The organism is Nonomuraea sp. NPDC049607 (genome assembly GCF_040675375.1).
In the GTDB taxonomy this organism is placed as follows: Bacteria; Actinomycetota; Actinomycetes; order Streptosporangiales; family Streptosporangiaceae; genus Nonomuraea.
The window spans coordinates 160,911-183,539 of the sequence record NZ_JBFAOV010000012.1; the positions used below are offsets into that span (position 1 = coordinate 160,911).

The 22,629-nt window shown below is 73.0% G+C and carries 20 protein-coding genes; 14 read left to right on the forward strand and 6 right to left on the reverse strand.

Annotated features, from left to right (window positions below; genetic code table 11):
* Positions 1-49: 49 nt before the first annotated feature.
* Both AB0J97_RS24395 and dnaE read left to right on the forward strand, forming a co-directional pair.
* Entirely contained in the window at positions 50-316 is a 267-nt protein-coding gene (locus tag AB0J97_RS24395; protein ID WP_357705037.1) for a DUF6504 family protein, read from the forward strand.
* Positions 316-3,957 carry a DNA polymerase III subunit alpha gene (gene dnaE, locus AB0J97_RS24400; RefSeq protein WP_364092219.1) on the forward strand — a complete coding sequence of 1,214 codons (3,642 nt, stop codon included), beginning with the start codon at positions 316-318 and terminating at the stop codon, positions 3,955-3,957. The genes AB0J97_RS24395 and dnaE overlap by 1 nt, the downstream gene beginning before the upstream one ends.
* A gap of 43 nt (positions 3,958-4,000) precedes the next feature.
* Here the strand turns inward: dnaE and AB0J97_RS24405 are convergent, their stop codons facing one another.
* Together AB0J97_RS24405 and AB0J97_RS24410 are read right to left on the reverse strand one after the other, a co-directional pair.
* A complete protein-coding gene (locus tag AB0J97_RS24405) occupies positions 4,001-4,741 on the reverse strand; it encodes a DUF4328 domain-containing protein (RefSeq protein ID WP_364092221.1) in 741 nt (246 codons plus the stop codon).
* A 46-nt stretch (positions 4,742-4,787) separates the two neighbouring features.
* Positions 4,788-5,435, reverse strand: coding sequence for a response regulator transcription factor (locus AB0J97_RS24410; RefSeq protein ID WP_357705044.1), 648 nt, complete (start codon positions 5,433-5,435; stop codon positions 4,788-4,790).
* 91 nt (positions 5,436-5,526) lie between these two features.
* Here AB0J97_RS24410 and AB0J97_RS24415 point away from each other — a divergent pair, with 91 nt between their 5' ends.
* On the forward strand, positions 5,527-6,204 hold the full coding sequence (locus AB0J97_RS24415; protein ID WP_364092223.1) for an ABC transporter ATP-binding protein: 678 nt from the start codon (positions 5,527-5,529) through the stop codon (positions 6,202-6,204).
* Entirely contained in the window at positions 6,201-8,141 is a 1,941-nt protein-coding gene (locus AB0J97_RS24420) for an ABC transporter permease (protein ID WP_364092225.1), read from the forward strand. The genes AB0J97_RS24415 and AB0J97_RS24420 overlap by 4 nt, the downstream gene beginning before the upstream one ends.
* 30 nt (positions 8,142-8,171) lie before the next feature.
* Here the strand turns inward: AB0J97_RS24420 and AB0J97_RS24425 are convergent, their stop codons facing one another.
* Complete coding sequence (locus AB0J97_RS24425) at positions 8,172-9,173, reverse strand: LLM class F420-dependent oxidoreductase (protein ID WP_357705051.1); 1,002 nt, start codon at positions 9,171-9,173, stop codon at positions 8,172-8,174.
* 74 nt (positions 9,174-9,247) lie between these two features.
* Between AB0J97_RS24425 and AB0J97_RS24430 the strand changes: the two genes are divergently transcribed.
* Positions 9,248-10,678 carry a sulfatase gene (locus AB0J97_RS24430; RefSeq protein ID WP_357705054.1) on the forward strand — a complete coding sequence of 477 codons (1,431 nt, stop codon included), beginning with the start codon at positions 9,248-9,250 and terminating at the stop codon, positions 10,676-10,678.
* On the opposite strand, the gene AB0J97_RS24435 is transcribed toward AB0J97_RS24430, so the two are convergent.
* Positions 10,672-11,352: an FCD domain-containing protein gene (locus AB0J97_RS24435; RefSeq protein WP_364092226.1), complete on the reverse strand. Its 681-nt coding sequence runs from the start codon at positions 11,350-11,352 to the stop codon at positions 10,672-10,674. The genes AB0J97_RS24430 and AB0J97_RS24435 overlap by 7 nt on opposite strands.
* A gap of 84 nt (positions 11,353-11,436) precedes the next feature.
* Between AB0J97_RS24435 and AB0J97_RS24440 the strand changes: the two genes are divergently transcribed.
* Genes AB0J97_RS24440 through AB0J97_RS24450 form a run of 3 tightly spaced genes read left to right on the forward strand, consistent with a single transcriptional unit; the run spans position 11,437 to position 14,136 of the window.
* Entirely contained in the window at positions 11,437-12,168 is a 732-nt protein-coding gene (locus AB0J97_RS24440; protein WP_357705058.1) for a (Fe-S)-binding protein, read from the forward strand.
* Positions 12,165-13,562: a lactate utilization protein B gene (locus tag AB0J97_RS24445; RefSeq protein WP_364092228.1), complete on the forward strand. Its 1,398-nt coding sequence runs from the start codon at positions 12,165-12,167 to the stop codon at positions 13,560-13,562. The genes AB0J97_RS24440 and AB0J97_RS24445 overlap by 4 nt, the downstream gene beginning before the upstream one ends.
* Entirely contained in the window at positions 13,549-14,136 is a 588-nt protein-coding gene (locus AB0J97_RS24450) for an LUD domain-containing protein (protein WP_364092230.1), read from the forward strand. The genes AB0J97_RS24445 and AB0J97_RS24450 overlap by 14 nt, the downstream gene beginning before the upstream one ends.
* A gap of 20 nt (positions 14,137-14,156) precedes the next feature.
* Here the strand turns inward: AB0J97_RS24450 and AB0J97_RS24455 are convergent, their stop codons facing one another.
* Together AB0J97_RS24455 and AB0J97_RS24460 are read right to left on the reverse strand one after the other, a co-directional pair.
* Entirely contained in the window at positions 14,157-15,167 is a 1,011-nt protein-coding gene (locus AB0J97_RS24455) for a Vms1/Ankzf1 family peptidyl-tRNA hydrolase (protein ID WP_357705064.1), read from the reverse strand.
* Positions 15,168-15,170: 3 nt separating this feature from the next.
* Complete coding sequence (locus tag AB0J97_RS24460; protein ID WP_364092232.1) at positions 15,171-15,578, reverse strand: DUF2795 domain-containing protein; 408 nt, start codon at positions 15,576-15,578, stop codon at positions 15,171-15,173.
* Positions 15,579-15,653: 75 nt separating this feature from the next.
* Here AB0J97_RS24460 and AB0J97_RS24465 point away from each other — a divergent pair, with 75 nt between their 5' ends.
* From AB0J97_RS24465 to cobA, 6 genes are all read left to right on the forward strand, one after another.
* Positions 15,654-16,757, forward strand: a complete 1,104-nt coding sequence (locus AB0J97_RS24465) for a GNAT family N-acetyltransferase (RefSeq protein ID WP_364092233.1) — start codon at positions 15,654-15,656, stop codon at positions 16,755-16,757.
* A gap of 81 nt (positions 16,758-16,838) precedes the next feature.
* On the forward strand, positions 16,839-18,014 hold the full coding sequence (locus AB0J97_RS24470; RefSeq protein ID WP_357705071.1) for an SAM-dependent methyltransferase: 1,176 nt from the start codon (positions 16,839-16,841) through the stop codon (positions 18,012-18,014).
* Between the two features lie 67 nt (positions 18,015-18,081).
* Positions 18,082-18,927 (forward strand): sirohydrochlorin chelatase, encoded by an 846-nt coding sequence (locus tag AB0J97_RS24475; protein WP_357705073.1) that lies wholly within the window; start codon positions 18,082-18,084, stop codon positions 18,925-18,927.
* 13 nt (positions 18,928-18,940) lie between these two features.
* The gene (gene cobT / locus AB0J97_RS24480; RefSeq protein ID WP_357705076.1) at positions 18,941-20,008 is read left to right on the forward strand and encodes a nicotinate-nucleotide--dimethylbenzimidazole phosphoribosyltransferase; all 1,068 of its coding nucleotides are present in this window, start codon (positions 18,941-18,943) and stop codon (positions 20,006-20,008) included.
* 37 nt (positions 20,009-20,045) lie between these two features.
* Positions 20,046-21,059: an agmatinase gene (gene speB, locus AB0J97_RS24485; RefSeq protein WP_357705078.1), complete on the forward strand. Its 1,014-nt coding sequence runs from the start codon at positions 20,046-20,048 to the stop codon at positions 21,057-21,059.
* A 79-nt stretch (positions 21,060-21,138) separates the two neighbouring features.
* The gene (gene cobA / locus AB0J97_RS24490) at positions 21,139-22,371 is read left to right on the forward strand and encodes a uroporphyrinogen-III C-methyltransferase (RefSeq protein WP_364092237.1); all 1,233 of its coding nucleotides are present in this window, start codon (positions 21,139-21,141) and stop codon (positions 22,369-22,371) included.
* Positions 22,372-22,629: the final 258 nt, after the last annotated feature.

The following is a 22,629-nucleotide window of genomic DNA, read 5'->3' on the forward strand; positions in this document are numbered from 1 at the left end:
TTCCCCCGGGTGGCTCAGCAAACGAACCAGAGCCGCGGGGAGAAGCGTCTTGAGCAGACTCTATGGCGATCCGATAGAGGTGTGGACCAGAGACGGCGAGCCGACCCAATTCGTCTGGCGCGACCGGCTCTACCTCGTCCGCAACGTGCTCGACCACTGGGTCGTGGCGCGCGAGTGGTGGAAGACCGGCGAGGGCGACCCCGGCGAGCGCCGCTTCTGGCGGGTGGAGGCGAGCCCGGGGCGCGAGGTGGGCTCGTACGAGCTGCGCTACGACACCGCCGGGAACGGCTGGCTGCTGCTGCGGGCGTGGGACTGATGGCGCCCCCGTTCCCGCACCTCCACGTGGCCTCGGCGTACTCCATGCGGTACGGCACCGCCTTCCCGCGCGCCCTGGTGGACCGGGCGTCCGAGCACGGCATGGACATCCTCGCGCTGACCGACCGCGACGGGCTCTACGGCGCGGTCAAGCACGTCCAGGCGTGCGCGGACGCCGGGATCGCCCCCGTGGTCGGCGTGAACCTGGCGCTCGACGTCCCGGCCTCCACCCCGGCGCCCGGCCTCCGCCCGCCGCGGCCGAGGACCGGTCCCGGCGCCGAGGACCGGGTCACCGTGCTGGCCCGCGCCGGCGGCTGGTCACGGCTGTGCCGCCTGGTCACCGCCGCGCACGCCGCCGGGGAGCGCGGCGCGCCCAAGGTGACCCGCGAGCTGCTCGGCGCCTGGGCCGGGCCGCAGGGCGGCGACCACGGGTTCGGCGCCGAGGACGGGCTCGTGGTGCTGCTCGGGCCGCGCTCCGACGTCGGCCGCGCGATCGCCGAACGCCGCGACGAGCACGCCAGGACGCTGCTCGGCCTGTGGCGCGCCGCCGTCCCCGGCGTGGTGATCGAACTGGTCGACCAGTACGGCTTCCGCGACGCCACCACGGCCGTCCGCATGCTCGGCCTGGCCGAGTCCGCCGGCGTGCCGGCCGTGCTGACCAACGCCGCCCGCTACCTCGACCCGGCCGACCACCAGGTCGGGGACGTGCTCGACGCGGCCCGCCAGCTCGTCCCGCTGCACCCGCGGCACCTGGAACGCACCACCTCGCACGCCTACCTCAAGAGCACCAAGGAGATGTGGCAGGTGGCGGCCAAGGTCTGCGGCGCCGACCGGGAACGGGTGGCCCGGCTGCTGTTCACCACCAGGCGCCTGGCCGAGGCGTGCTCGATGGACCCGCTGCGGCTGCTCGCGCTCAGGAACGACCCGCCCGACCTCAACCTGCCCGAGATCGGCCGCGACCCGGTGCCGCTGCTGCGCAACCGCGTCGAGGACGGCCTGGTCAGGCGCGGCCTCGACCGCTCGCGGCAGGCCAGGGAACGCCTGCGGGCCGAGCTGGACGTCATCGAGCGCAAGCGCCTGTCCGGGTACTTCATCGCCGTGGCCGGCATCACCGACATGATCCGCGGCATGGACATCCGCTGCGCCATCCGCGGCTCGGGCGCCGGCAGCCTGGTCAACTACCTCATCGGCATCGGCGAGGTGAACCCGCTCGAACACGGCCTGCTCATGGAGCGCTTCCTGTCGGAAGGGCGCGTCGGCCTGCCCGACATCGACGTGGACGTGGAGTCGGCCCGCCGGCTCGACTGCTACAAGGCCATCTTCGAACGCTACGGCGAGGCCCGCGTGGCCTGCGTGTCCATGATGGAGACCTACCGGGCGCGCAGCGCCATCAGGGACGTCGCCGGCGCGATGGGCCTGCCCCCGCACGAGATCGACGCCATCGCCAAGGCGTTCCCGCACATCAGGGCCAGGCAGATCACCGCGTCCCTGGCCGACCTGCCCGAGCTGCGCGAGAGCCGGCTCGGCGAGGCCGGGCTCGACCGGGTGTTCCGGCTGGCCGAGAGGCTCGACGGGCTGCCCAGGCACATCGCGCTGCACCCGTGCGGCGTGCTGGTCGGCAACTCGGGCCTGCGCGACAGGACGCCGGTGGAACGCAGCCTGCTGGAGTTCCCGATGTCCCAGTTCGACAAGGACGACGTGGAGGAGGCCGGCCTGCTCAAGCTGGACGTCCTGGGCGTGCGCATGCAGTCGGCCATGGCGTACGCGCTGAGCGAGGTCAAACGCGTGGACGACATCGAGGTCAGGCTCGACGAGCAGACCGGCGACGACCCCGGCGTCGAGTACGTCCCGCACGACGACCAGGAGACCTACGACATGATCTGCGCCAGCCGCACGCTCGGCTGCTTCCAGATCGAGTCGCCGGGCCAGCGCGAGCTGGTGGCCAAGCTGGAGCCGCGCCGGATGCACGACCTGATCGTGGACATCTCCCTGTTCCGGCCGGGGCCGGTCAACTCCGACATGGTCACCCCGTACCTGGAGGCCAGGCACGGGTGGCGGCAGCCGTACTACCCGCACGAGCGGCTGCGCGAGGCGCTGAAGGAGACGCACGGCGTGGTCGTCTTCCACGAGCAGGTGCTGAAGGTCATCTCGGTCATGACGGGACGCGACCTGTCCTTCGCCGAGACGTTGCGGCGCACCCTGGACACGCCGGCGGGCCGGGAGCGGGTGCGCAAGGCGTTCGTGCCGCTGGCCAGGGCCAACGGGTTCGGCGACGCGGCGGTGGAGCGGGCCTGGAAGGTGCTCGACGCGTTCGGCGCGTTCGGGTTCTGCAAGGCGCACGCGGCGGCGTTCGCGCTGCCCACCTACCAGTCGGCCTGGCTCAAGCGGCACCACGCGGCGGCGTTCTTCGCCGGGGTGCTCACCCACGAGCCCGGCATGTACCCGTCGCGCGTCATCATCGACGAGGCCCGCCAGTGCGGGGTCGAGATCCTGCCGCTCGACGTCAACGGGTCCGGCAAGGACTGGCGGGTGGAGCGGCTCGGCCCGCGTCCGCCGCTGCGGCTGAGGGTGAGCCCGTCGGAGCTGGGGGAGGAGCGGCGTCCGGTGCGGCAGGAGTTCCGGATCGGGGAGATCGGCCGCGGTTACGCGCTGCGGGTGCCGTTCTCGGCGATCAAGGGGGTGAGCGAGGCGGAGGTCGAACGCATGGTGGCGGGGCAGCCGTACACGTCGCTGGCCGACTTCTGGGACCGGGCCCGGCCCTCGCGTCCGACCATCGAGCGCATCGTCCAGGTCGGCGGCCTCGACGCGCTGCACGGCCTGCGTCCCGGCGGTCCCCGCTGGCGTCCGGGAGAGCTGACCCGGCGTGACCTGATCGCCCAGGTGGGCGCGCTGGAACGGGCGTCGTCGATCGGCGTGCGCTCGGCCGCGCCCCGGTCCAGGCGCTACACCGCGGCGGCGCCCCGCCCCCGGGCCGAGCAGCCGTCCACGCAGCTCCCGCTCGGCTTCGGCGAGCACCTGCCGCCCGGCGAGCTGCCCGAGATGACGGAGACGGAGATGGTCGAGGCCGAGCTGGAGATCCTGGGCATCGACGTCAGCCGGCACGTCATCAGCTTCCACGACGAGCTGCTCGACGCGCTCGGGGTCGTGCGCTCCAAGGACCTGCTCGCCCAGCGCAACGGCGCGGAGGTGCTGGTCGCCGGGGTGAAGGTGGCCACCCAGACGCCCGCCGTGCGCTCGGGGCAGCGGGTCATCTTCACCACCCTCGACGACTCGACGGGCCCGATCGACCTGACGTTCTTCGAGTCGGTGCAGGGCAGGTGCGCGGCGACGGTGTTCGGCTCGTGGCTCATGCTCGCCAGGGGAGTGGTCCGCCGTACGGGGGCCCGCGCGGTCTCCATGCGCGCCGTGGACTGCTGGAACCTGACCGACCTGGACGCGCTGTGGCGCGCGGAGGGCGTCGAGGCGGTCCGCGCCCTGCTCGACCAGGCCCCGGAACAGTCGCAGGGCGTCGGCGGACGGAAGATCGAGTACGCCAACGGCTTCCGGCTCTCGCCCTACTCCGACCTCGGCCCCGCCATCGCCGCCCCGCCCCGGCAGCTCTGGCACGCCAGCCCCGGCAGCTCGGGCCCGACGGCTGCCTGACCCGGCAGCTTCTGACCCGACAGAGCCCGCGTGGCCGCCACGGCTAGCCGGTGTGGCCGAACGGGGTCGAGCCCTGGGCGGGCCGGGTGGTCAGGCGGGTCACGACCTCGGGGCCGGGCGCGGCCTCGGCGACCGCCTCGCGCAGCCGTCCGGCCACGTCGAGCCGCTGGACGCGGGTGACCTCGCGGACGGTGGCGGCGCACAGCAGGGCCGCCGTCACTGCGCCGGCCAGCTCCAGCAACCCCACCCCGGTCAGCCCGTCGGAGGAGGACTCCAGCGGGAGGCGGACCGTGATCAGCGTCAGCATGGCCAGCCAGCTCAGCCACCACGCCGTCAGCAGCGCGAGCCACCGCCCGCGCCGCCCGGCCGGCGGCTTGGCCCGCTGCCACACGTCGTCGACCAGCAGCGCGGGCGCGACCAGGTTGACGACGGGGATCAGCCAGGCGGCCGCGACCGGCCCGGTGGGGCTGGAACGGTCCTTGACCTGGCGGGCGCGCACCAGCCAGGTCACGTAGGCGGCCGCGGCGGCGACGGAGGTGCCCGCGACCAGCATCATCAGCACCGCGAACATCGTCACCGCCCCCACGACCGCCTCGGCCTGCGCCCCATGGGGACGGCCGCCGAACGCGGCGAGCTGGACGGCGAGATGACGGCCGCTGGACCGCTCGAAGACCACGAGGGCGCCCAGGGAGAGGACCTGCGCGGCGAGCGTCACGTAGACGGCGGAAGCTGCTTTGGTTGGCGGTGCCTGGGCGTAGCGCACGATGTTCTCCCCCCGGGCCATGCGCTGAGGTTCTGACTCACTTGTATCCCGTGAGCACCGCTGTTAATCAGCTCACCACGCCGGATTCCCACGCCCAAGCTGCGATTCCCACTCGATTGCGGACACCGAGCTTGGCCTGGATGCTGCCGAGGTGCGTTTTCACCGTCGACAGCGACACGAACAGCTCGGCGGCCACCTCCTGGTTGGTGCGTCCCCTGGCCACCAGGCGCACGACGTCCAGCTCGCGGTCGGTCAGCGCGCCGTTCGGCGGCTCGGCCGCCCGCCTGGGCTGGGTCAGGTGCTGCAGCAGCCGTACGGTGACCGACGGCGACACCAGCGCGTCCCCGCCGGCGGCCGCCCTGACCGCCTCGATGAGCAGCGTGGGGCCGCTGTCCTTGAGCAGGAAGCCGGTGGCCCCGGCGCGCAGCGCGCCGTAGACGTACTCGTCGAGGTCGAAGGTGGTGACGATGACCACCCGCATCGGGTTCTCCACGCCCGGCCCGGACAGCACGCGGGTCACCTCCAGCCCGTCGAGCTTGGGCATCCTGATGTCGAGCAGGCACACGTCCGGCCGCAGCCGCCTGGCCTCGGCCACGGCCTCGGCGCCGTCGGCCACGGCGGCCACGACCTCCATGTCCGGTTGTGCGTCCAAGATCATTTGAAAGCCGGTGCGTACCAGCTGCTGGTCGTCGGCGATGAGAACCCGAATAGTCACGGCTCAACTCTAAGGATCAGCCGTTCGGCCGAGGCCGAAATGGACGCACGGCCGATCCGCCGGCACCCCCTGTCCCGGAAGGCTGGAGCCCATGAACGACGTGCTTGTTGGACGAGCCCTGGCCAAGCGGTTCGGGCAGACGGTCGCCCTGGGCGGCGTGGACATCACGGTACGGGCGGCCGAGGCCGTGGCCATCATGGGCCCGAGCGGTTCCGGCAAGTCGACCCTCCTCCACTGCCTGGCCGGGATCATGAAGCCGGACGACGGCGAGGTCCACCTGCTGGGCCAGCGCATCGACGCGATGGGCGAACGCCAGCGCAGCGCCCTGCGGCGCACCCGCTTCGGCTTCGTCTTCCAGTTCGGCCAGCTCCTGCCGGAGCTGCCCGCCGAGGAGAACGTGGCGCTCCCGCTCATGCTGGGCGGCGTGCCGCGCGTCCAGGCCGTCCGGCAGGCGCGCGAGTGGTTCCCGCTGCTCGGCCTGCACCAGATGGAGGCCCGGCGGCCCGGCGAGCTGTCCGGCGGCCAGGCCCAGCGCGTGGCCATCGCCAGGGCGCTGGTGAGCAAGCCCGCCGTGGTCTTCGCCGACGAGCCCACCGGGGCGCTCGACCAGCAGACCGGCCAGGACACGATGCGCCTGCTCACCGAGGCGACCAGGCACAACGGGGCCTGCCTGATCGTCGTCACGCACGACCCCAACGTGGCCGCCTGGTGCGACCGCACGGTCGAGGTCCGCGACGGCCGCCTGCTCGCCCACGGGGTGACCGCGTGAACTTCGACCTGACCTGGCGGCTGCTCAAGGGCGGCGGGCGCAGGGGCATGCTGGGCACCTGGCTCACCTTCGGCGCGGTCGCGGTGGCCACGGCGCTGCTGCTGTTCGCCGTCGCCGCGAACGTCGCCTTCGACGCCAGGGCCGACCGCAGCGCCTGGCGCAACCCGGTGGCGGCGGCCCAGAAGGACGCGGCGGTCGCCGTCGAGGCGAGCCGCTTCGACTACGTGGGGGACCAGGCGATCACTGTCGTCGACCTGGCCGCGCTCAAGCCGGGGGCGCCCGCCCCGCCCGGCATGCCGCACTTCCCCGCGCCCGGCGAGGTGTGGCTGTCGCCCGCCCTGTCCGAGCTGGCCGCCCGGCTGCCCGCCGACCAGCTCGCCAAGCGTTACCCGGCGCCGAAGGGCGTCCTGGGTCCGGAGGCGCTGGTCCAGCCCGAGGAGCTGGTCGCGGTCGTCGGCCACGCCCCGGACTCGCCCGCGATGACCGCCGAGCGCAGCGACGACTGGATCCTCGGCAAGCCGCCGGTCAAGGTCGCGACCCTGGCGGGCACGCCCAGCGAGGACGCCACCGCATACCAGGTGCTGGCGCTGATCGCCAGCGTGCTCATGGTCGTGCCGCTGCTGGTGTTCGGCGGCGCGGCGGCCAGGCTCACGGTCGCCCGGCGCGACCAGCGGCTGGCCGCGCTCAGGCTGGTCGGCGCCACGCCGGGCCAGGTGATCGGCATGACGGTGGCCGAGGCCGTGCTGGTGGCCTTCGCCGGGGCGCTGGCCGGGGCGGTCGCGTTCGGGGTGGCCGTGCCGCTGCTGGCGCGCATCCCGATCCAGGGCGGCACCTGGTTCGTCGCGGACCTGTTCCCGAACCTGCTGATCCTGGCCGGCGTGCTGGTCGCGGTGCCGCTGCTGGTGGGGGTGTCGGCGGTGGTCGGGCTGCGCCGGGTCGTGGTCAGCCCGCTGGGCGTGGCCAAGCGCGAGACGCCGCCCGGCATGCGGTTCGTCCGCGTCCTCGCGCTGCTCGCGGTGCTGGCCGCGTTCCCGCTGCTCACCAGGGGGACCAGCGTGGCGATCGTGGCCGTGGCGCTCGGACTGGCGTTCCTGTGCCTGAACCTGGCCGGCCCGTGGGTGGTCGGCCTCATCGGCAAGGTCGCGGCCGGGACCGCGCGCCGGCCCGCGCGGCTGCTGGCGGCCCGCAGGCTCGTGGACGATCCGCGCTCGGCCTGGCGGACCGTCAGCGGAGTGGCCCTGACCGGCTTCGTGGCCGGGTTCCTCGGCCTGCTCAGCCCCGGCGCGTTCGGCGGGGACACCGGGCCCGCCCAGCTCAGCGTCGCGGCGCCGGTGGGCGAGGTGTCGAAGGTGGCCGACCAGGCCCGCGACCGGCTCGGCCGGGCGGGCATCACGGCCACGGTGAAGACCACCAAGCACACCGTGGTCGCGGCGCTCGGCAGCGGCGCCGACGACGTCGTGGTCGACCGGGCGCGCACCGTGCTGAGCGATCTCGTGCCGGGGCACACCCCGACGACGAAGGCCGACGACCAGCGCTTCGGCCTGCAGATCCTCGCCGACGTGCGCGTGGGCACGATCGTGGTGCTGTCGGTGTCGTTCCTCGTGGCGATCGCCAGTGCGGGGATCACCGCGGCGTCGTCGGTGCTGGACCGGCGGCAGACGTACGCGCTGCTGCGGCTGGCAGGCACGCCCCTGGAGGTCCTGGACCGGGCCCGGCGGGCCGAGACGCTGATCCCGATGGCCGTGATGGGCGGCGGCGCGATCCTGGTGGGCGCGTTCTGCGCGATACCGTTCATGATCGGCGGGATCAGCACGACCGGGGTGGTCACGCTGCTGGTCTGCGTGGCCGCGGGCTTCGGGGGCGTGATCGGCGCGGGCGCGCTGAGCAGGCCGCTGCTGCGCTCGGTGACCGACGACCCGGCGCCGCGCCCGGACTGACCACCCGGACCGGGTGTCCGAACCGGCCGCTCAGCCGAGCACGAGGTCGCGGACCGTGCGCAGGGACTGCTCGTCGCGCGGTCCCATGACCAGCAGGCTGGTGACCGGGCTCTTGTGCCACAGGTCGAGCCGTTCCCTGATCCGGCCGGGCGGGCCGACGAGCGAGATGCCGTCGGCCAGCTCGTCCGGGATCGCCCGGAACGCCTCGTCCTTGCGGCCGGCCAGGTAGAGGGCCTGGATGTGCTCGGCGGCTTCGGCGAAGCCCATGCGGCCGATGATGTCGGCGTGGAAGTTGCGCTGCTTGGCGCCCATGCCGCCGATGTAGAGCGTCAGCATCATCTTGACGCCGTCGAGGGCGGCCCTGACGTCGTCGGAGATGACGACCATCACCATGGCGGCGATCTCGAAGCCGGGGCTCCGGGCCGCCAGCGCGTCGCCGTACATCTCCTCGATCCGGCCGGGGAAGGCGAACAGCGGCAGCCAGCCCTGCGCGATCTCGGCCGCCAGGGCGACGTTCTTCGGGCCCTCCGCGCCGAGGTAGACGGGGATCTCGGGGCGCAGCGGGTGGGTGATGAGCTTGAGCGGCTTGCCCAGGCCGCCCGCCAGGGGGAGCGGGTAGTGCTCGCCGTCGCTGGTCACGGGCTCCTCGCGGCGCCACACGCGGCGCATGATCTCGACGTACTCGCGGGTCCTGGCCAGGGGTCTGGCGAACGGCTGCCCGTACCAGCCCTCCACCACCTGCGGGCCGGAGGCGCCGAGGCCGAGCAGCAGTCGGCCGCCGGTCAGGTGGTCGAGCGTCATCGCGGTCATCGCGGTGGTGACCGGCGGGCGGGCCGAGATCTGCGCCACCGACGTGCCCAGCTTGATCCGGCTCGTACGCGCGCCGTACCAGGCCAGGGGCGTGAACACGTCGCTGCCGTACGCCTCGGCGGTCCACACCGAGTCGTAGCCGAGGCGTTCGGCGGCCAGGACGGTCTCCGTGGCGTCGTCGGCGCCGCGCTGCCAGTAGCCGAGATTCAGGCCGAGCTTCATACGTACCTCCGGAATAAAGTTCCATTACCGACGCCGCAGTGTCAATGCGTGATCCTCCGGGGAGATCAGACATTGTGCTCAAGAGTCTCTGTCGTCTCTTCTGCCTGCTGCTCCTGCTGTCGCCGGCGGCCGAGCCGACGATGGCCGTGAGCGCCGCGCGGCCGAACATCGTGTTCGTGATGGCCGACGACCTGGAGAGCGGCGTGCTGCCCTACTTTCCGACCATCACCTCGGAGCTGGTCGCCAAGGGCGCCTCCTTCGACCACTTCTTCGTGACGAACTCCTGGTGCTGCCCTTCGCGCACGTCGATCCTGCGGTCCCAGTACGTCCACAGCCATGGCGTCCTGACCAACACCGCCCCCGAAGGGGGGTTCGACCGCTTCCATTCGCTGGATCTGGAACGTTCCACGATCGGCACGTGGATGCAGCAGGCCGGCTACCGCACCGCGCTGATGGGCAAGTTCCTGAACCACTATCCCGGCGCGACCGCCGACGCCGCGTACGTGCCGCCCGGCTGGGACGAATGGGACGTCCCGGTCCGCAAGCTCTACGAGGAGTACGGCTACCGTCTCAACGAGAACGGCGACCTGTACGACTACGGCTGGTCGGAGCAGGACTACCTGTCCGACGTGCTGGCGGCCAAGGCGAGCGACTTCATCACCGGCTCCGACGACCCCTTCTTCCTCTACCTGACGCCCATCGGCCCGCACAACCCGGCCAACCCGGCGGTCCGGCACGTCGCCGACCTCCCCGAGGTCGGCGCGCCGCGCACGCCGTCGTTCAACCAGGTCGACGTGAGCAAGGAGCCGCTGTGGCTGCGCTCCCTGCCCCCGCTGAGCCAGGAGGACATCGACCGGGTCGACGAGCGCCACCGCCGGAGGCTGCGCTCGATGCTCGGCGTGGACGACCTGGTCCGATCGGTGGTCGAGACGCTGCGCGCGTCCGGCAAGCTCGACAACACCTACATCGTCTTCACCTCCGACAACGGCTTCCATCTCGGCACGCATCGGCTCACCCAGGGCAAGACGACGCCGTTCGAGGAGGCGATCAAGGTCCCGTTCGTGGTGCGCGGGCCGGGGATCAAGCCGGGCTCGACGATCGGGCAGCTCGGCGCGACCGTCGACATCGCGCCGACGATCGCCGCGCTGGGCGGGGCCGCCGTGCCGTCGTTCACCGAGGGGCGCTCGCTGGTGCCGCTGCTGCGCGGCAGCCCGCCCGCCCAGTGGCGCAGGAACGTGCTGGTCGAGTTCAACAGGCCGGTCAACCGGTCGTCGGCGGCCCAGACGCCGGTGCCCTCCTACCAGGCGCTGCGCACCGACCGCTACACCTACGTCAGGTACGACACGGGGGAGCGGCAGCTCTACGACCTGACCGCCGACCCGTACCAGCTCGACAACCTCGCGGCCACTGCCGACCCGGCGCTGCTGCTCGGGCTCGACACCCGGCTCCAGGCGATGCGGGCCTGCTCGGGCGCCGGGTGCCGGGAGGCCGACCTGCGTCAGTGACCGGGGAACAGGGCGGGGTAGGCGTGCGCCAGGTGGTCGGTGACCGCCTGCTGGGCCTCGTCCGGGTCGCCGGCCGCGATGGCCGCGCGGATGCGCTCGTGGTCGGCGCGCAGCACGGACGGGTCGCCGAGGCGTTCGACCGCCTCTATGGCGTTCCTGCGCATCGCGTCCCGGAGTGAGCGCATGATGGCGGCGATGAGCCGGTTGCCCGAGGCGTCCGCGATCGCGCAGTGGAAGGCCGTGTCGTGCTCCACGAACTCCTCGGCCGTGCCCGCCCGGTCCATGCCCTCGATCGCGGCGTCCAGGGCCGAGGTGCCGGCCCGGGTCGCCGCCGCGTGCGCGGCCGACCAGCGTTCGATCATCAGCCGGGCGTCCACGACCTCGCGCTGCTCCAGGGTGGCCAGGCCCAGGTTGAGCCGGAGCAGGTCGGTCAGCGCGGTGTCGGGCCGCGAGGTCAGCACGGCCCCCGCCTCCGGTCCCCGTCCCACCTGCGAGGACACCACGCCCAGGGTCTCCAGGACGCGCAGCGCCTCGCGTACGGACGAGCGGCCGACGCCCAGTTGCTCGGCCAGCCGGCGTTCGCCCGGCAGCCGGTCGCCCACGGTCAGGCCGTCCTCGGCGATGCGCCGTTCGATCTGGGCGAGCACGTCCTCGAACGCCCGTGTGCGTTTCACCGATGCCTCCCCGGTGCTGGCCCGGAACAGTGTGGTTGGGTATGGTCTGACCATACAGTGGTCAGACCATTCATTGGGAGAGTCGTGCGAGTCGCCCTGTTCATCACCTGCGTGAACGACACGCTCTTCCCGGGCACCGGCAAGGCCGTCGTGTCGCTGCTGCGCAGGCTGGGCTGCGACGTGGACTTCCCCGTCGCCCAGACGTGCTGCGGGCAGATGCACGTCAACACCGGTTACCGGGCGGAGGGCGTGCGGCTGGCCAGGAAGTTCACCGAGGTGTTCGCCGGGTACGACGCCGTCGTGGCGCCGTCCGGGTCGTGCGCGGCCATGGTGCGCGAGCAGTACCCGAAGCTGGTGCGGCCGGGCAGCAGGGGTGCGGCGGCCGTGGCCGAGGTCGTGCCCAAGGTGTACGAGCTGAGCGAGTTCCTGCTGGACGTCCTGAAAGTCGACGACGTTGGCGCATATTTCCCGCACCGGGTGACATATCACCCGACGTGCCATTCGCTGCGCGGGCTGCATCTCGGCGACCGGCCCACCCGGCTGCTGCGGAAGGTCCGGGGCCTGGAGCTCGTGCCGCTGCCCGGCGCGGAGGAGTGCTGCGGCTTCGGCGGCACGTTCGCGGTCAAGAACCCGGCGGTGTCGGCCGCCATGGGGGCCGACAAGGTGCGCGGCATCCTCGACACGGGCGCCGAGGTGATCTGCGCGGCCGACAACTCGTGCCTGATGCACATCGGCGGCACCCTGAGCCGCCAGAAGACGGGAGTCAGGACGATGCACCTGGCGGAAATCCTCGCAGCCACGGAAGAGACCCCATGAGCGCAACATTCCTCGGCATGCCCGGAAATTTCCCGAAAAATGCGGCGAAAGCCGTGGAGGACTCGCAACTCCGGTTCAACCTCCGGAAAGCCACTCACACCATTCGCGGCAAGCGCGCCGCCGTCGTCGGCGAGCTGCCCGACTGGGCCGAACTGCGCGCCGCCGGCAAGGCCGTCAAGGACCACACCCTCCGCCACCTCGACCGCTACCTGCTCCAGCTTGAGGAGGCCGTCCGGCGGGCGGGCGGCACCGTCCACTGGGCCAGGGACGCCGACGAGGCCAACCGCATCGTCGGCGACCTGGTCGCGGCCACCGGCGAGACCGAGGTGGTCAAGGTCAAGTCGATGGCCACCCAGGAGATCGGGCTCAACGAGGCGCTGGCCCGGCGCGGGATCACCGCGTACGAGACGGACCTGGCCGAGCTGATCGTGCAGCTCGGGGACGACTTCCCCAGCCACATCCTGGTCCCCGCGATCCACCGCAACAGGTCGGAGATCCGCGAGATCTTCCTCGACCACATGCCCGGCGCGCCCCCCGGCCTCACCGACGAGCCGTCCGCCCTGGCCGAGGCCGCCCGCCTCCACCTGCGCGAACGCTTCCTCAAGAGCAAGGTCGCCGTCTCCGGCGCCAACTTCATGATCGCCGAAACCGGCACGCTGGTCGTGCTGGAGTCGGAGGGCAACGGCCGCATGTGCCTGACCCTGCCCGAGACGCTCATCAGCGTCGTCGGCATCGAGAAGCTCCTGCCGTCCTGGCAGGATCTGGAGGTCTTCCTCCAGCTTCTTCCGCGCAGCTCCACAGGTGAGCGGATGAATCCGTACACCAGCACGTGGACCGGCGCCACCGAGGGCCAGGACTTCCACCTGGTGCTGCTCGACAACGGCCGCACCGACGTGCTCGCCGACGAGGTCGGCCGCCAGGCGCTGCGCTGCATCCGCTGCTCGGCCTGCCTGAACGTCTGCCCCGTCTACGAACGCGCGGGCGGCCACGCGTACGGCTCGGTCTATCCCGGGCCGATCGGGGCTATCCTCACCCCGCAGCTCAGGGGCATGTCCTCGGACCTGGACGCCTCGCTGCCGTTCGCCTCCAGCCTGTGCGGGGCCTGCCTGGAGGTCTGCCCGGTGGCCATCGACATTCCGGAGGTGCTGGTGGACCTGCGGGCCAAGGCGCCGCACGCGGCGGCCGAGCGCGCGGGCATGAAGGCCGCCGGCTGGGTGCTGGGCGACCAGGCGCGGCTGGCCAGGGCGCAGCGGCTGGCGGGCCGGCTGCGCCGGCTGGTGCCCAGACGTCGGCTCCCCGGCCCGCTGTCGGCCTGGACCGACACCCGGGACGTGCCGGACATCCCTGAAGAATCCTTTAGAGACTGGTGGGAGCGTGACGATGGGCGCGCGTGAAGAGATCCTGGCCAAGGTCAGGAAGGCGGTCGCGGACGCGCCCGAGGTGGAGGTCGCCCGGCACTACCGGACCCGCCCGCAGGTGGACGACGTGGTGGGCCTGTTCGCCGAGCGGGTGCGCGACTACCGGGCCGTCGTGCACGTGCTCCCCGACGGGGAGGTGCCCGGCAAGCTGGCCGAGCTGGCCGAGGGCCGCCGGATGATCGTCCCGGACGGCTTCGCCTGGGCGGCGCCGAGCAGCCCGGAGGCCGGGACCGACCGGCGCTGGGACGCGCTGGACGCCGCCGACGGGGTGTTCACCGCCTGCGCGGTGGCCGTCGCCGAGACCGGGACCATCGTCCTCGACCACGGGCCCGGCCAGGGCGCCAGGGCGCAGACGCTGGTCCCCGACCACCACGTGTGCGTGGTGCGCGCCGATCAGATCGTGGCGGGCGTGCCCGAGGCGGTGGCCAGGCTCGACCCGGCCCGCCCGCTGACCTGGATCAGCGGCCCGTCGGCGACCAGCGACATCGAGCTGAACCGCGTCGAGGGCGTGCATGGCCCCAGGACGCTCGAAGTGATCATCAGCACCTGAGCGGCCGCCCTCGCAAATCGTCAGTATCTGAGCACGGCCGCCACGTCGTGCACGTCGTCGGTGAACCACAGCTCGGCGTCCGTCATGGCGGCCGCCCTGACCACGGCCGAGTCAGCGCGCTCCTCGACGGGGTGCTCCACGCCCCAGCGCCGCAGCTCGGCCGGGTCGGTGGCGAGCTGGGTGCCGCCGTCGCCGGTCCACACGTTCCGGTCGAGCGGGCCGGGCATGAGCACCGCGTGCACCCTGCCCTCGCGCAGGGCGTGCGCGACCTGGGACAGGCCCGCCGGCCCCGAGGACTCGCGGTGGCGGTCGAGCAGCTCGGCGCGGCGGCGGTCGAGCCAGTCGTCCAGCGCGCGCTCGACGTCCTCCTCGAATTGGCCGTGGTCGGAGCGGCTGCCGTGCTCGACCATCATCACCCGGTCGGCGGACTTGGTGCTGAGGTGCTGCAGCAGGTAGGAGCGCGACTTCGGCTCGCCGGCCACGATGATCAGCTCGGCGCCGATCCTGCGGACCTGCTCGTCGATCTCGCGGGCGACGGCGACCGCGTTCTTCTCCCACGTCTCCTCGGCGCCCCGCTCGTACCGCTTCTGCGACCAGCCGCCCTGGGCGGTCTTCTGCAGCGGCCAGTCGGCCGCCTCCACGGTGGTCGTGCGCGCCGCGCCGCCGCCGAAGACCGACAGCTCGGCCCCCGCGTGGTCCACGATGACCCGCAGGTGCGGCACGTTCTCGCCGCGCTGCATCAGCATCGGCGTGACGTGCGGCAGCGGCGACACGGTCGCCAGCTCGTACGGCGGCCGCGCCAGCGGCTCGGCCAGCACCACGGCCCCGTGCGTGGCGAACAGCGCCTGGCCGGGGGCCGGCCGGTTGGCGGCCACCTCCAGGGCGTCGATGGTGGCGGGGTCGGTCCCGTCGAGCTGGTCACGCACGCTGTGCCAGTGCGTCTCCCGCTGCGGCTCGGTGAGCGCGCCCAGATAGACCGAGGCGTACGGGCCGCGCCGCTCGTACAGCGGCCGGATGAAGTCGAGGCGCACCGGTCACCACCTCCGCTCTTCCAGGCCGAGCCCGAGGGCCTTGGCCACGTCGGCGATGTTCACAAAACGGCGGTCGGGAAGGGATTGCACCATGTCGGCCACCTGGTCAGGCGCGTCCACCTCCTGGGCGTGCTGGACCAGATCGTCCTTGGACGCGGGCCAATGGGTGTCGCTGAGCCACTTGGCCAGGTCGCTGCGGATGTCGACGCCCCGCCGGGTGATGCCTTGGGGGGTGCCGGGCTCGTGTCCGGGGGGGTACGACTGCAATGACTCCTCGCCGGGCCCGGGCATGGACTCGGTCTCCTTCCACTCCTCGGCGTGCGTGCTGCCGCCGCCGCGGACCATGCCCTCGGTCTCGTGTTTCTGCTGATCGTCCAGGCGCGGACCGTGCTTGTCGCTCCCACGTTCCATAGTTCCCTCACTCCTCTCGATCGGCCCCTACCCCCGCTTTCGTGGGCAAACATCGTGGGTGTGTAGGGTGCGCACGTGTTCGATCCCGATGCGCGCATAGCCGCCGGACGGCTCGTGCTGCGGCCGTTCGGTCCCCGTGACGCCGACCGTGTGAGGTCCGTGGTCGAGGCCGCAGTCGGGGCCGCGTCCGGGCCCGGGGACCGCTTCCTCCCGCCGGGCGCGCCCGTCCACCCCTCCGGCGTCGGCCAGTGGCTCACGCACGGCGTGCACGAGCTGTACCGCTCGCAGCAGGGCCTGCACCTGGCCATGACCGAGGCCGACGACCGCATCGTGGGCGCCATCAGCCTGTTCAAGACCTCCTGGACGGCGGGCACGACCGAGGTCGGCTACGGCGTCCACCCGCTGTACCGGGGCCGCGGCTACGCGACCGAGGCCGTACGCGCCCTGACCGCCTGGGTGTTCGCCACCACCGCCCTGCGGAGGGTCGACCTGACCGCGAACCTGGACAATCCGGCCTCCCTGCGCGTCGCGTTCAAAGCGGGCTTCACCTGGGAAGGCGTGCTGCGCGCCGCCGTGCTGGAGGAGGACGGCCCGCACGACCTGGTCGTCCTCGGACGGCTGCGCGAGGACTCCGGCGAGCCCGCGCCCGCCCTGCCGAGGACCGAGCTGCGCACGCCCCGGCTGCTGCTCAGGCAGCCCAATCTCGCCGACGTCCCCGACCTGACCGCCACCGCCGCCGACCCGCTCACCCAGGCCAGGACCGGCGTCCCCCGCGACTACACCGAGGACCACGCCCGCGGCTTCATCGACATCTGCGAACGTATGCGGATGAGGGGCGCGGGCATCGCGTTCGCCGTGGAGGAGTTCACGACCACCCGTTTCGTGGCCAACGTGGACCTCAGGGACCTCGACTGGCACAACCGTACGGCCGAGGTCGGCTACATGACCGCCCCCTGGGCCCGCGGCCACGGCTACGCGGGCGAGGCCGTGACCGGCATCGCCCGCTGGCTGTTCGAGCGCCACGGCTTCCGCCGGCTGCAACTGCGGGCGGCGGTGTCGAACCCGGGCTCACAGCGCGTGGCGGAGAAGGCCGGCTTCACCCGCGAGGGCGTCGCCCGCGCCGCGCTCGGCGGCGAGGACCTGGTCGTCTACAGCCTCCTCCCGTCCGACCTGGCCTGAGGGCACGGCGGACTGGCCCCGCCGACCCATGGTGAAACCCGGCGTGAACCGTCACCCTGGGGATGAGGACGGTGAGGCTGAATGATCACGGTTGTCGGCTGGGACGGGGTCGAGCTGCCGGCCAGGGCCGCGGACAGGCTGCGTGAGGCGGAGCTCGTCGTCGGCCCCGCCGCCATTCTCGGCCGGCTCAGGGTCGAAGGACGGGCCGCGAACGACGGCGACCTGCTGCAAGCCCTCGACGGCCACCTCGGACAGGGCCGCGGGCCGGCCGTCGTGGTCGCCGAGGGCGATCCCGGCTTCTTCGGAGTCGTCCGCACGTTACGGGCGCACGGCCTCCGGCCGGACGTGCTCCCGGCCACCTCGCTGATCAGCCGCGCCTTCGCCTGCGCCGGGCTCAACTGGGAGGACGCCCTCGTCGTCGCCCCCTCCGGCCCCGGCCAGCTCGCCCGCGTGGTGAACGCCTGCCGCGCCCACCCCAAGGTCGCGCTGCTCGTCGCGCCCGGCGTCGGCCCAGCCGAGATCGCCAGGGAGCTGGCACCGACCACGCCGCGCGCCCTGATCGTCTGCGAGGACCTCGGCGGCCCCGAGCAGCGCGTCACGCACAGCCGCATGGGCGAGGCCACCACCCGGCCCTGGAAGGACCCCGACGTGGTGCTCGTCATCGACCCGCTGCACCGGCCGGGAGAGCCCGGCTGGCTGGCCGGGGCGCAGCCGGGACCGCCGGAGTGGGCGCTGCCGTCCGGGAAGGGGCTGCCCGCCGAGGTGCGGGCGTTCGTCCTGGCCAAGCTCGGTCCCCGGCTCGGCGACCTGGTCTGGGACGTCGGCGCCGGCGAGGGCGAGATCGCCGTCGAGTGCGCCAGGCTGGGCGCGGCCGTCGTGGCGGTCGAACGCGACCAGTCCGCCTGCGCCCGCCTGCGTTCCAACGTGCTGGCCCACGGCGTCAAAGTGGCTCTGACCAGGGGACAGGCGCCGGCCGCGCTCGAACCGCTGCCCGACCCCGACGCCGTCTACGTCGGCGGCGGCGGCGCCGACGTGCTCGCGGCCTGCGCCGCCCGCGGGCCCCGCGCGCTGGTGTGCGCGCTCGGCACGGTCGAGCGGGCCGTGGCCGTGCTCGCCCTGCTGCGCGAGCACGGCTACCGCGCCGAGGGCACGCGGATCCAGGCGTCCGGGCTGACGCTCGGCGCCGCCGGGTCGCACCGCCTGACCTCCGCCGACCCCGTCTTCGTGGTGCACGCCAGGCCCGTGCACGCAGCGTGACCTGTCCCCCACGGGCACGTATCGGTTATCCTCGCGTGACTTTGTCTACGCACCGGAGATTCCCTCAATGAAGCCGCCGCTCCTGCTGATCGGGCAGGGCTCGAACGATGACGCCTACGCCGCGGAGTTCGGCAGGTTCGTCCACCGGCTCCGCTGCCGCCTCGACCAGACGGCCGTCGACGTCTCCGGTGGCTACCTGGAACGCGCCACGCCGCGCCTGAGCGACTCCGTGGCGTCCCTGATGGCGCGCGGCCACCACCGTCTCGTCGCGCTGCCGCTCAGTCTCAGCAGGGTGGGCGAGGAGTTCCCGGCCGCGATGGCGCTCGAACAGCAGCGCCACCCCACCCTCATGTACGACTACGGCCGTCCCCTCGGCCCCGACCCGCGCGTGCTGGCGCTGCTGGCCGACCGGCTCGGCGAGGCCGCCGCCGAGATGGCCAGGCCGCGCCCGCTGGAGCTGGTCGGCGCCCGCCCCCGGCTGCGCGCCGTTGACACGCCGGCCTTCGACGAAGCCCCCGGGCAGGTCGAGCCGGGCGAGACGGCGGTCGTGCTGGTCGGCGAGGGCTCGACCGACGCCGTCGCCAACGCCGAGGTCCACCGGGTGTCGCGGCTGTTCTGGGAGACGCACGCCTACGACTACATGACCGTCGAGACCGCGTTCGTCTCGGTGACGCCGCCCGGCGTGCCCGGCGGGCTCGAACGTTGCCGGCGGCTGGGCGCCAAGCGCGTGATCGTGGTGCCGTACCTGCTGTTCGCGGGCGGTCTGCTGGAGCGCGTGTGGGCGCAGGCCCTGGCGTACGGCGCGGGCCACCCCGACCTCGACATCCGCTGCGCCGAGGTGATCGGCGACTGCGAGACGCTGGCCGACGTCGTGATCGACCGCTACGAGGAAGCGCTCCAGCTCGTTCACTAAGTGGAGGTGTCCCGTGCTCGCCGAGACCCTGGCAGCCATCCGTCCCGCCGACCCCGAGGCGCTCGCCGAGGCCCGTGCCCACCAGGACCGGCTCACCAAGCCGCGCGGCGCGCTCGGGGCTCTGGAGGAGGTGGCCGTACGCCTTGCGGGCGCCTCCGGCGTCTGCCCGCCGCCCGTGCCCGAGCCGGCCGCCCTGGCCATCTTCGCGGCCGACCACGGCGTGCACGCGCGCGGCGTCAGCCCGTGGCCGCAGGAGGTCACCACGCAGATGGTCGCCAACTTCCTGGCCGGGGGCGCGGTCGCCAACGCCTTCGCCGCCCAGGTGGGCGCCTCCGTGACGGTCGTGGACGTCGGCGTCGCCGCCGACCTGCCCGACGCCCCCGACCTGATCAAGCGCAAGGTCGCGTACGGCACCGCCGACCTGTCCCGCGGCCCCGCCATGAGCGTCGACCAGGCCGTCAGGGCGCTGGAGGCGGGCATCGCGGTGGCCCAGCAGCTGATCGACAAGGGCGCCCGCTGCCTGATCACCGGCGACATGGGCATCGCCAACACCACCGCCTCGGCCGCGCTGATCTCCGTGTTCACCGGCAAGGACCCGGCCGAGGTGACCGGCAGGGGCACCGGGATCGACGACGAGACGTACGCGCACAAGGTGGACATCGTCCGCGAGGCGCTGCGCGTCAACGGCCTGCCGGGCGGCACCGGGCCGAGCGACGCCCTGCGCGCGCTGGCCGCCGTGGGCGGGTTCGAGCACGCGGCCATCGCGGGCTTCGTGCTGTGCGGCGCGGCGAACCGGGTGCCGGTGATCCTCGACGGCGTCATCGCCGGCTCGGCCGCCCTGGCCGCCGCCGCGCTCGACCCTCACGTCAGCGGTCACTGCGTGGCCGGTCACCGCTCGGCCGAGCCCGGCCACGCCGCCGCGCTCGACCACCTCGGGCTGCGCCCCCTGGTGGACCTGGAGCTGCGGCTCGGCGAGGGCACCGGCGGCCTGCTCGCGCATCCGCTGGTGTGCGCGGCCGTACGGGTGATGCACGACGTGGCGACGTTCGACTCGGCGGGGGTCACCGAGAAACCCGTGTGATGATGGGGGACACGCCAGACAGCACGTGAGGTGAGCAGTGTCCCGGTACGGTCCCATGTTCGGCCCCGACATCACGTTCCTCGGCGTCGAGCGCTGCGACCTCGCGGACCCGGCCAGTCATGCCGGCGCCGACGTCGTGATCATCGGCGCCCCCTTCGACGGGGGCACCTCCAACCGGCCGGGCGCCAGGTTCGGGCCGATGGCGCTGCGCCAGACCTGCTACCTGCCGCACAACGGGTCCCGTCCGAGCCTGGCCCTGCGCGTCGACGCCCTGCGCGACCTGCGGGTGTTCGACGCGGGCGACGTCGAGTGCTACTCCGGCGACGTCGAGGGCTCGCTGGCCGCCATCGAGGACGCGGTCCACCGGATCGCCTCCTCCGGGGCCGTGCCCGTGGTGCTCGGCGGCGACCACACCGTCGCGCTGCCGGACGCCCGGGGCACCGCCAGGGCGTACGAGCCGGGCCGCACGTCCATGATCCACTTCGACGCTCACGCCGACACCGGCGACATCGAGTTCGGCCACCTGCACGGACACGGCCAGCCGATGCGGCGGCTCATCGAGTCCGGCGCCATCCGGGGCGACAGGTTCCTGCAGATCGGGCTGCGCGGCTACTGGCCCGAGCCCGAGACGCTCGACTGGATGGCGGCGCAGCGCATGCGCTCGTACGAGATGACCGAGATCGTGACGCGCGGGCTGGAGGAGTGCCTGACGGAGTCGTTCACGATCGCGCTCGACGAGTGCGACCAGGTCTTCCTGTCCGTGGACATCGACGTCTGCGACCCCGGGCACGCCCCCGGTACCGGCACGCCCGAGCCCGGCGGCCTGTCGGCCAGGCAGCTCCTCGACGCCGTGCGCAGGATCTGTTACGAGCTGCCCGTGGCCGGGATGGAGGTGGTGGAGGTCTCGCCGCCGTACGACCACGCCGACATCACCGCGTTCCTCGGGAACCGCGTTATTCTTGAGGCACTCTCGGCCATGGCCAGACGCCGCAAAGACGCTCAGGGCGGGCCACGCTGGGACCCGTCGCAGCCTCTTCTTGACGGCCGTTGAGCCGTGTGCAGCGAACGACGCACGGTGAGCCGGTAGGTTTACCTCCGAACACAACCTTCGCGAACGGGAGATTCCCCCCATGGGTCCCTACCTCCTCGGCCTGCGGCTTTCCGGCCGCCGGGTCCTCGTCGTGGGCGGCGGCCGCGTCGCCCAGCGGCGTGTTCCCGCGCTGCTAGAGGCCGGTGCGGAGGTCACCGTCGTGTCCCCGGGCGTCACGCCTGCCCTCGACGACCTGATCGCGGCGGGCCGGGTCACCTGGCACCCGCGGCCGTACGAGGTCGGCGACTGCGACGGCGCCTGGCTCGTGCAGGCGTGCACCGACGACAGGGCCGTCAACACCGCGGTCGCCGCCGAGGCGGAGGCCAAGCGCGTGTGGTGCGTGCGCGCCGACGACAAGGACGCCTCCGCCGCCTGGACCCCCGCCTCCGGCCGGGTCGACGAGATCAGCGTGGCCGTCACCGCGGGCGGCGACCCGCGCAGGGCCGCGGGCATCCGCGACGCGGTCGTCGACGCGCTGCGCGACGGCACGGTCGACGCCCGGCGCAACCGCACCAAGCCCGTCGGCGTGGCCCTGGTCGGCGGCGGTCCCGGCGACCCCGGCCTGATCACCGTGCGCGGGCGGCAGCTTCTCGCCCAGGCCGACGTGGTCATCGCCGACCGGCTCGCGCCCCGGGCGCTGCTCGACGAGCTCGCCCCCGACGTCGAGCTGATCGACGCCGCCAAGGTGCCCTACGGCAGGTCGCTGTCCCAGGAGAAGATCAACGAGCTGCTGGTCGACCGGGCGAGGCAGGGCAAGTTCGTCGTCCGGCTCAAGGGCGGCGACCCGTTCGTGTTCGGGCGCGGCGGCGAGGAGATGATCGCCTGTGCCCGGGCCGGCATCCCCGTGCTCGTCGTGCCCGGCATCACCAGCGCCGTCGCGGTCCCGGCCGCTGCCGGGGTGCCGGTGACGCATCGCGGGGTCAGCCAGGAGTTCCACGTCATCTCCGTGCACGTCGCGCCCGACGACCCGGCCTCCACCGTCGACTGGCCCGGCCTGGCCCGTTCCCAGGGCACGCTGGTGCTGATGATGGCCGTCGAGCGGCTGCCGAAGGTGGCCGAGGCGCTCCTTCGAGACGGACGTGCGCCGGAGACTCCCGTAATGGTGGTACAGGACGGTACCCTTCCGACCCAGCGGGCGGTAGTCGCACCGCTTTCCACCGTGGCCGACCGCGTGTCCGCGGCTGGGATACGGCCTCCGGCGATCGTCATCGTCGGCGACGTCGTGCGGGTCGGCCAGGAGGTCGAGATGGTTCGAGCGGAGCGATCGCCGTGAACACCGCCATGGATGACGGGCGGCACGAGTCGCTGGGGGAGCAGACGTTGAGCTTCCGTCCGGTGACGGACGACGACCTGCCCGACCCCGGAAACCCGGCCCCTTCGTCCCCCGAGGCCCCCCAACCCCCTGCGGCCCCGCCGCCTCCCCCCACCGAAGGGCCGTCGTCCTCTTCGGGTTTGCCGTCGCGGTCTTCCGCTGAGCGGTCCTCTTCGGGTTTGCCGTCGCGGTCCTCTGCTGAACGGCCCTCCTCAGGTT

Bases quoted from the DNA above. Each gene is read 5' to 3' on its own strand.
- AB0J97_RS24460 (WP_364092232.1), bottom strand. From the start codon at position 15,578: ATGGAACGTGGGAGCGACAAGCACGGTCCGCGCCTGGACGATCAGCAG.
- AB0J97_RS24445 (WP_364092228.1), top strand. From the start codon at position 12,165: ATGAGCGCAACATTCCTCGGCATGCCCGGAAATTTCCCGAAAAATGCG.
- AB0J97_RS24405 (WP_364092221.1), bottom strand. From the start codon at position 4,741: ATGGCCCGGGGGGAGAACATCGTGCGCTACGCCCAGGCACCGCCAACC.
- AB0J97_RS24450 (WP_364092230.1), top strand. From the start codon at position 13,549: ATGGGCGCGCGTGAAGAGATCCTGGCCAAGGTCAGGAAGGCGGTCGCG.
- cobA (WP_364092237.1), top strand. From the start codon at position 21,139: ATGGGTCCCTACCTCCTCGGCCTGCGGCTTTCCGGCCGCCGGGTCCTC.
- dnaE (WP_364092219.1), top strand. From the start codon at position 316: ATGGCGCCCCCGTTCCCGCACCTCCACGTGGCCTCGGCGTACTCCATG.
- AB0J97_RS24475 (WP_357705073.1), top strand. From the start codon at position 18,082: ATGAAGCCGCCGCTCCTGCTGATCGGGCAGGGCTCGAACGATGACGCC.
- AB0J97_RS24415 (WP_364092223.1), top strand. From the start codon at position 5,527: ATGAACGACGTGCTTGTTGGACGAGCCCTGGCCAAGCGGTTCGGGCAG.
- AB0J97_RS24425 (WP_357705051.1), bottom strand. From the start codon at position 9,173: ATGAAGCTCGGCCTGAATCTCGGCTACTGGCAGCGCGGCGCCGACGAC.
- AB0J97_RS24470 (WP_357705071.1), top strand. From the start codon at position 16,839: ATGATCACGGTTGTCGGCTGGGACGGGGTCGAGCTGCCGGCCAGGGCC.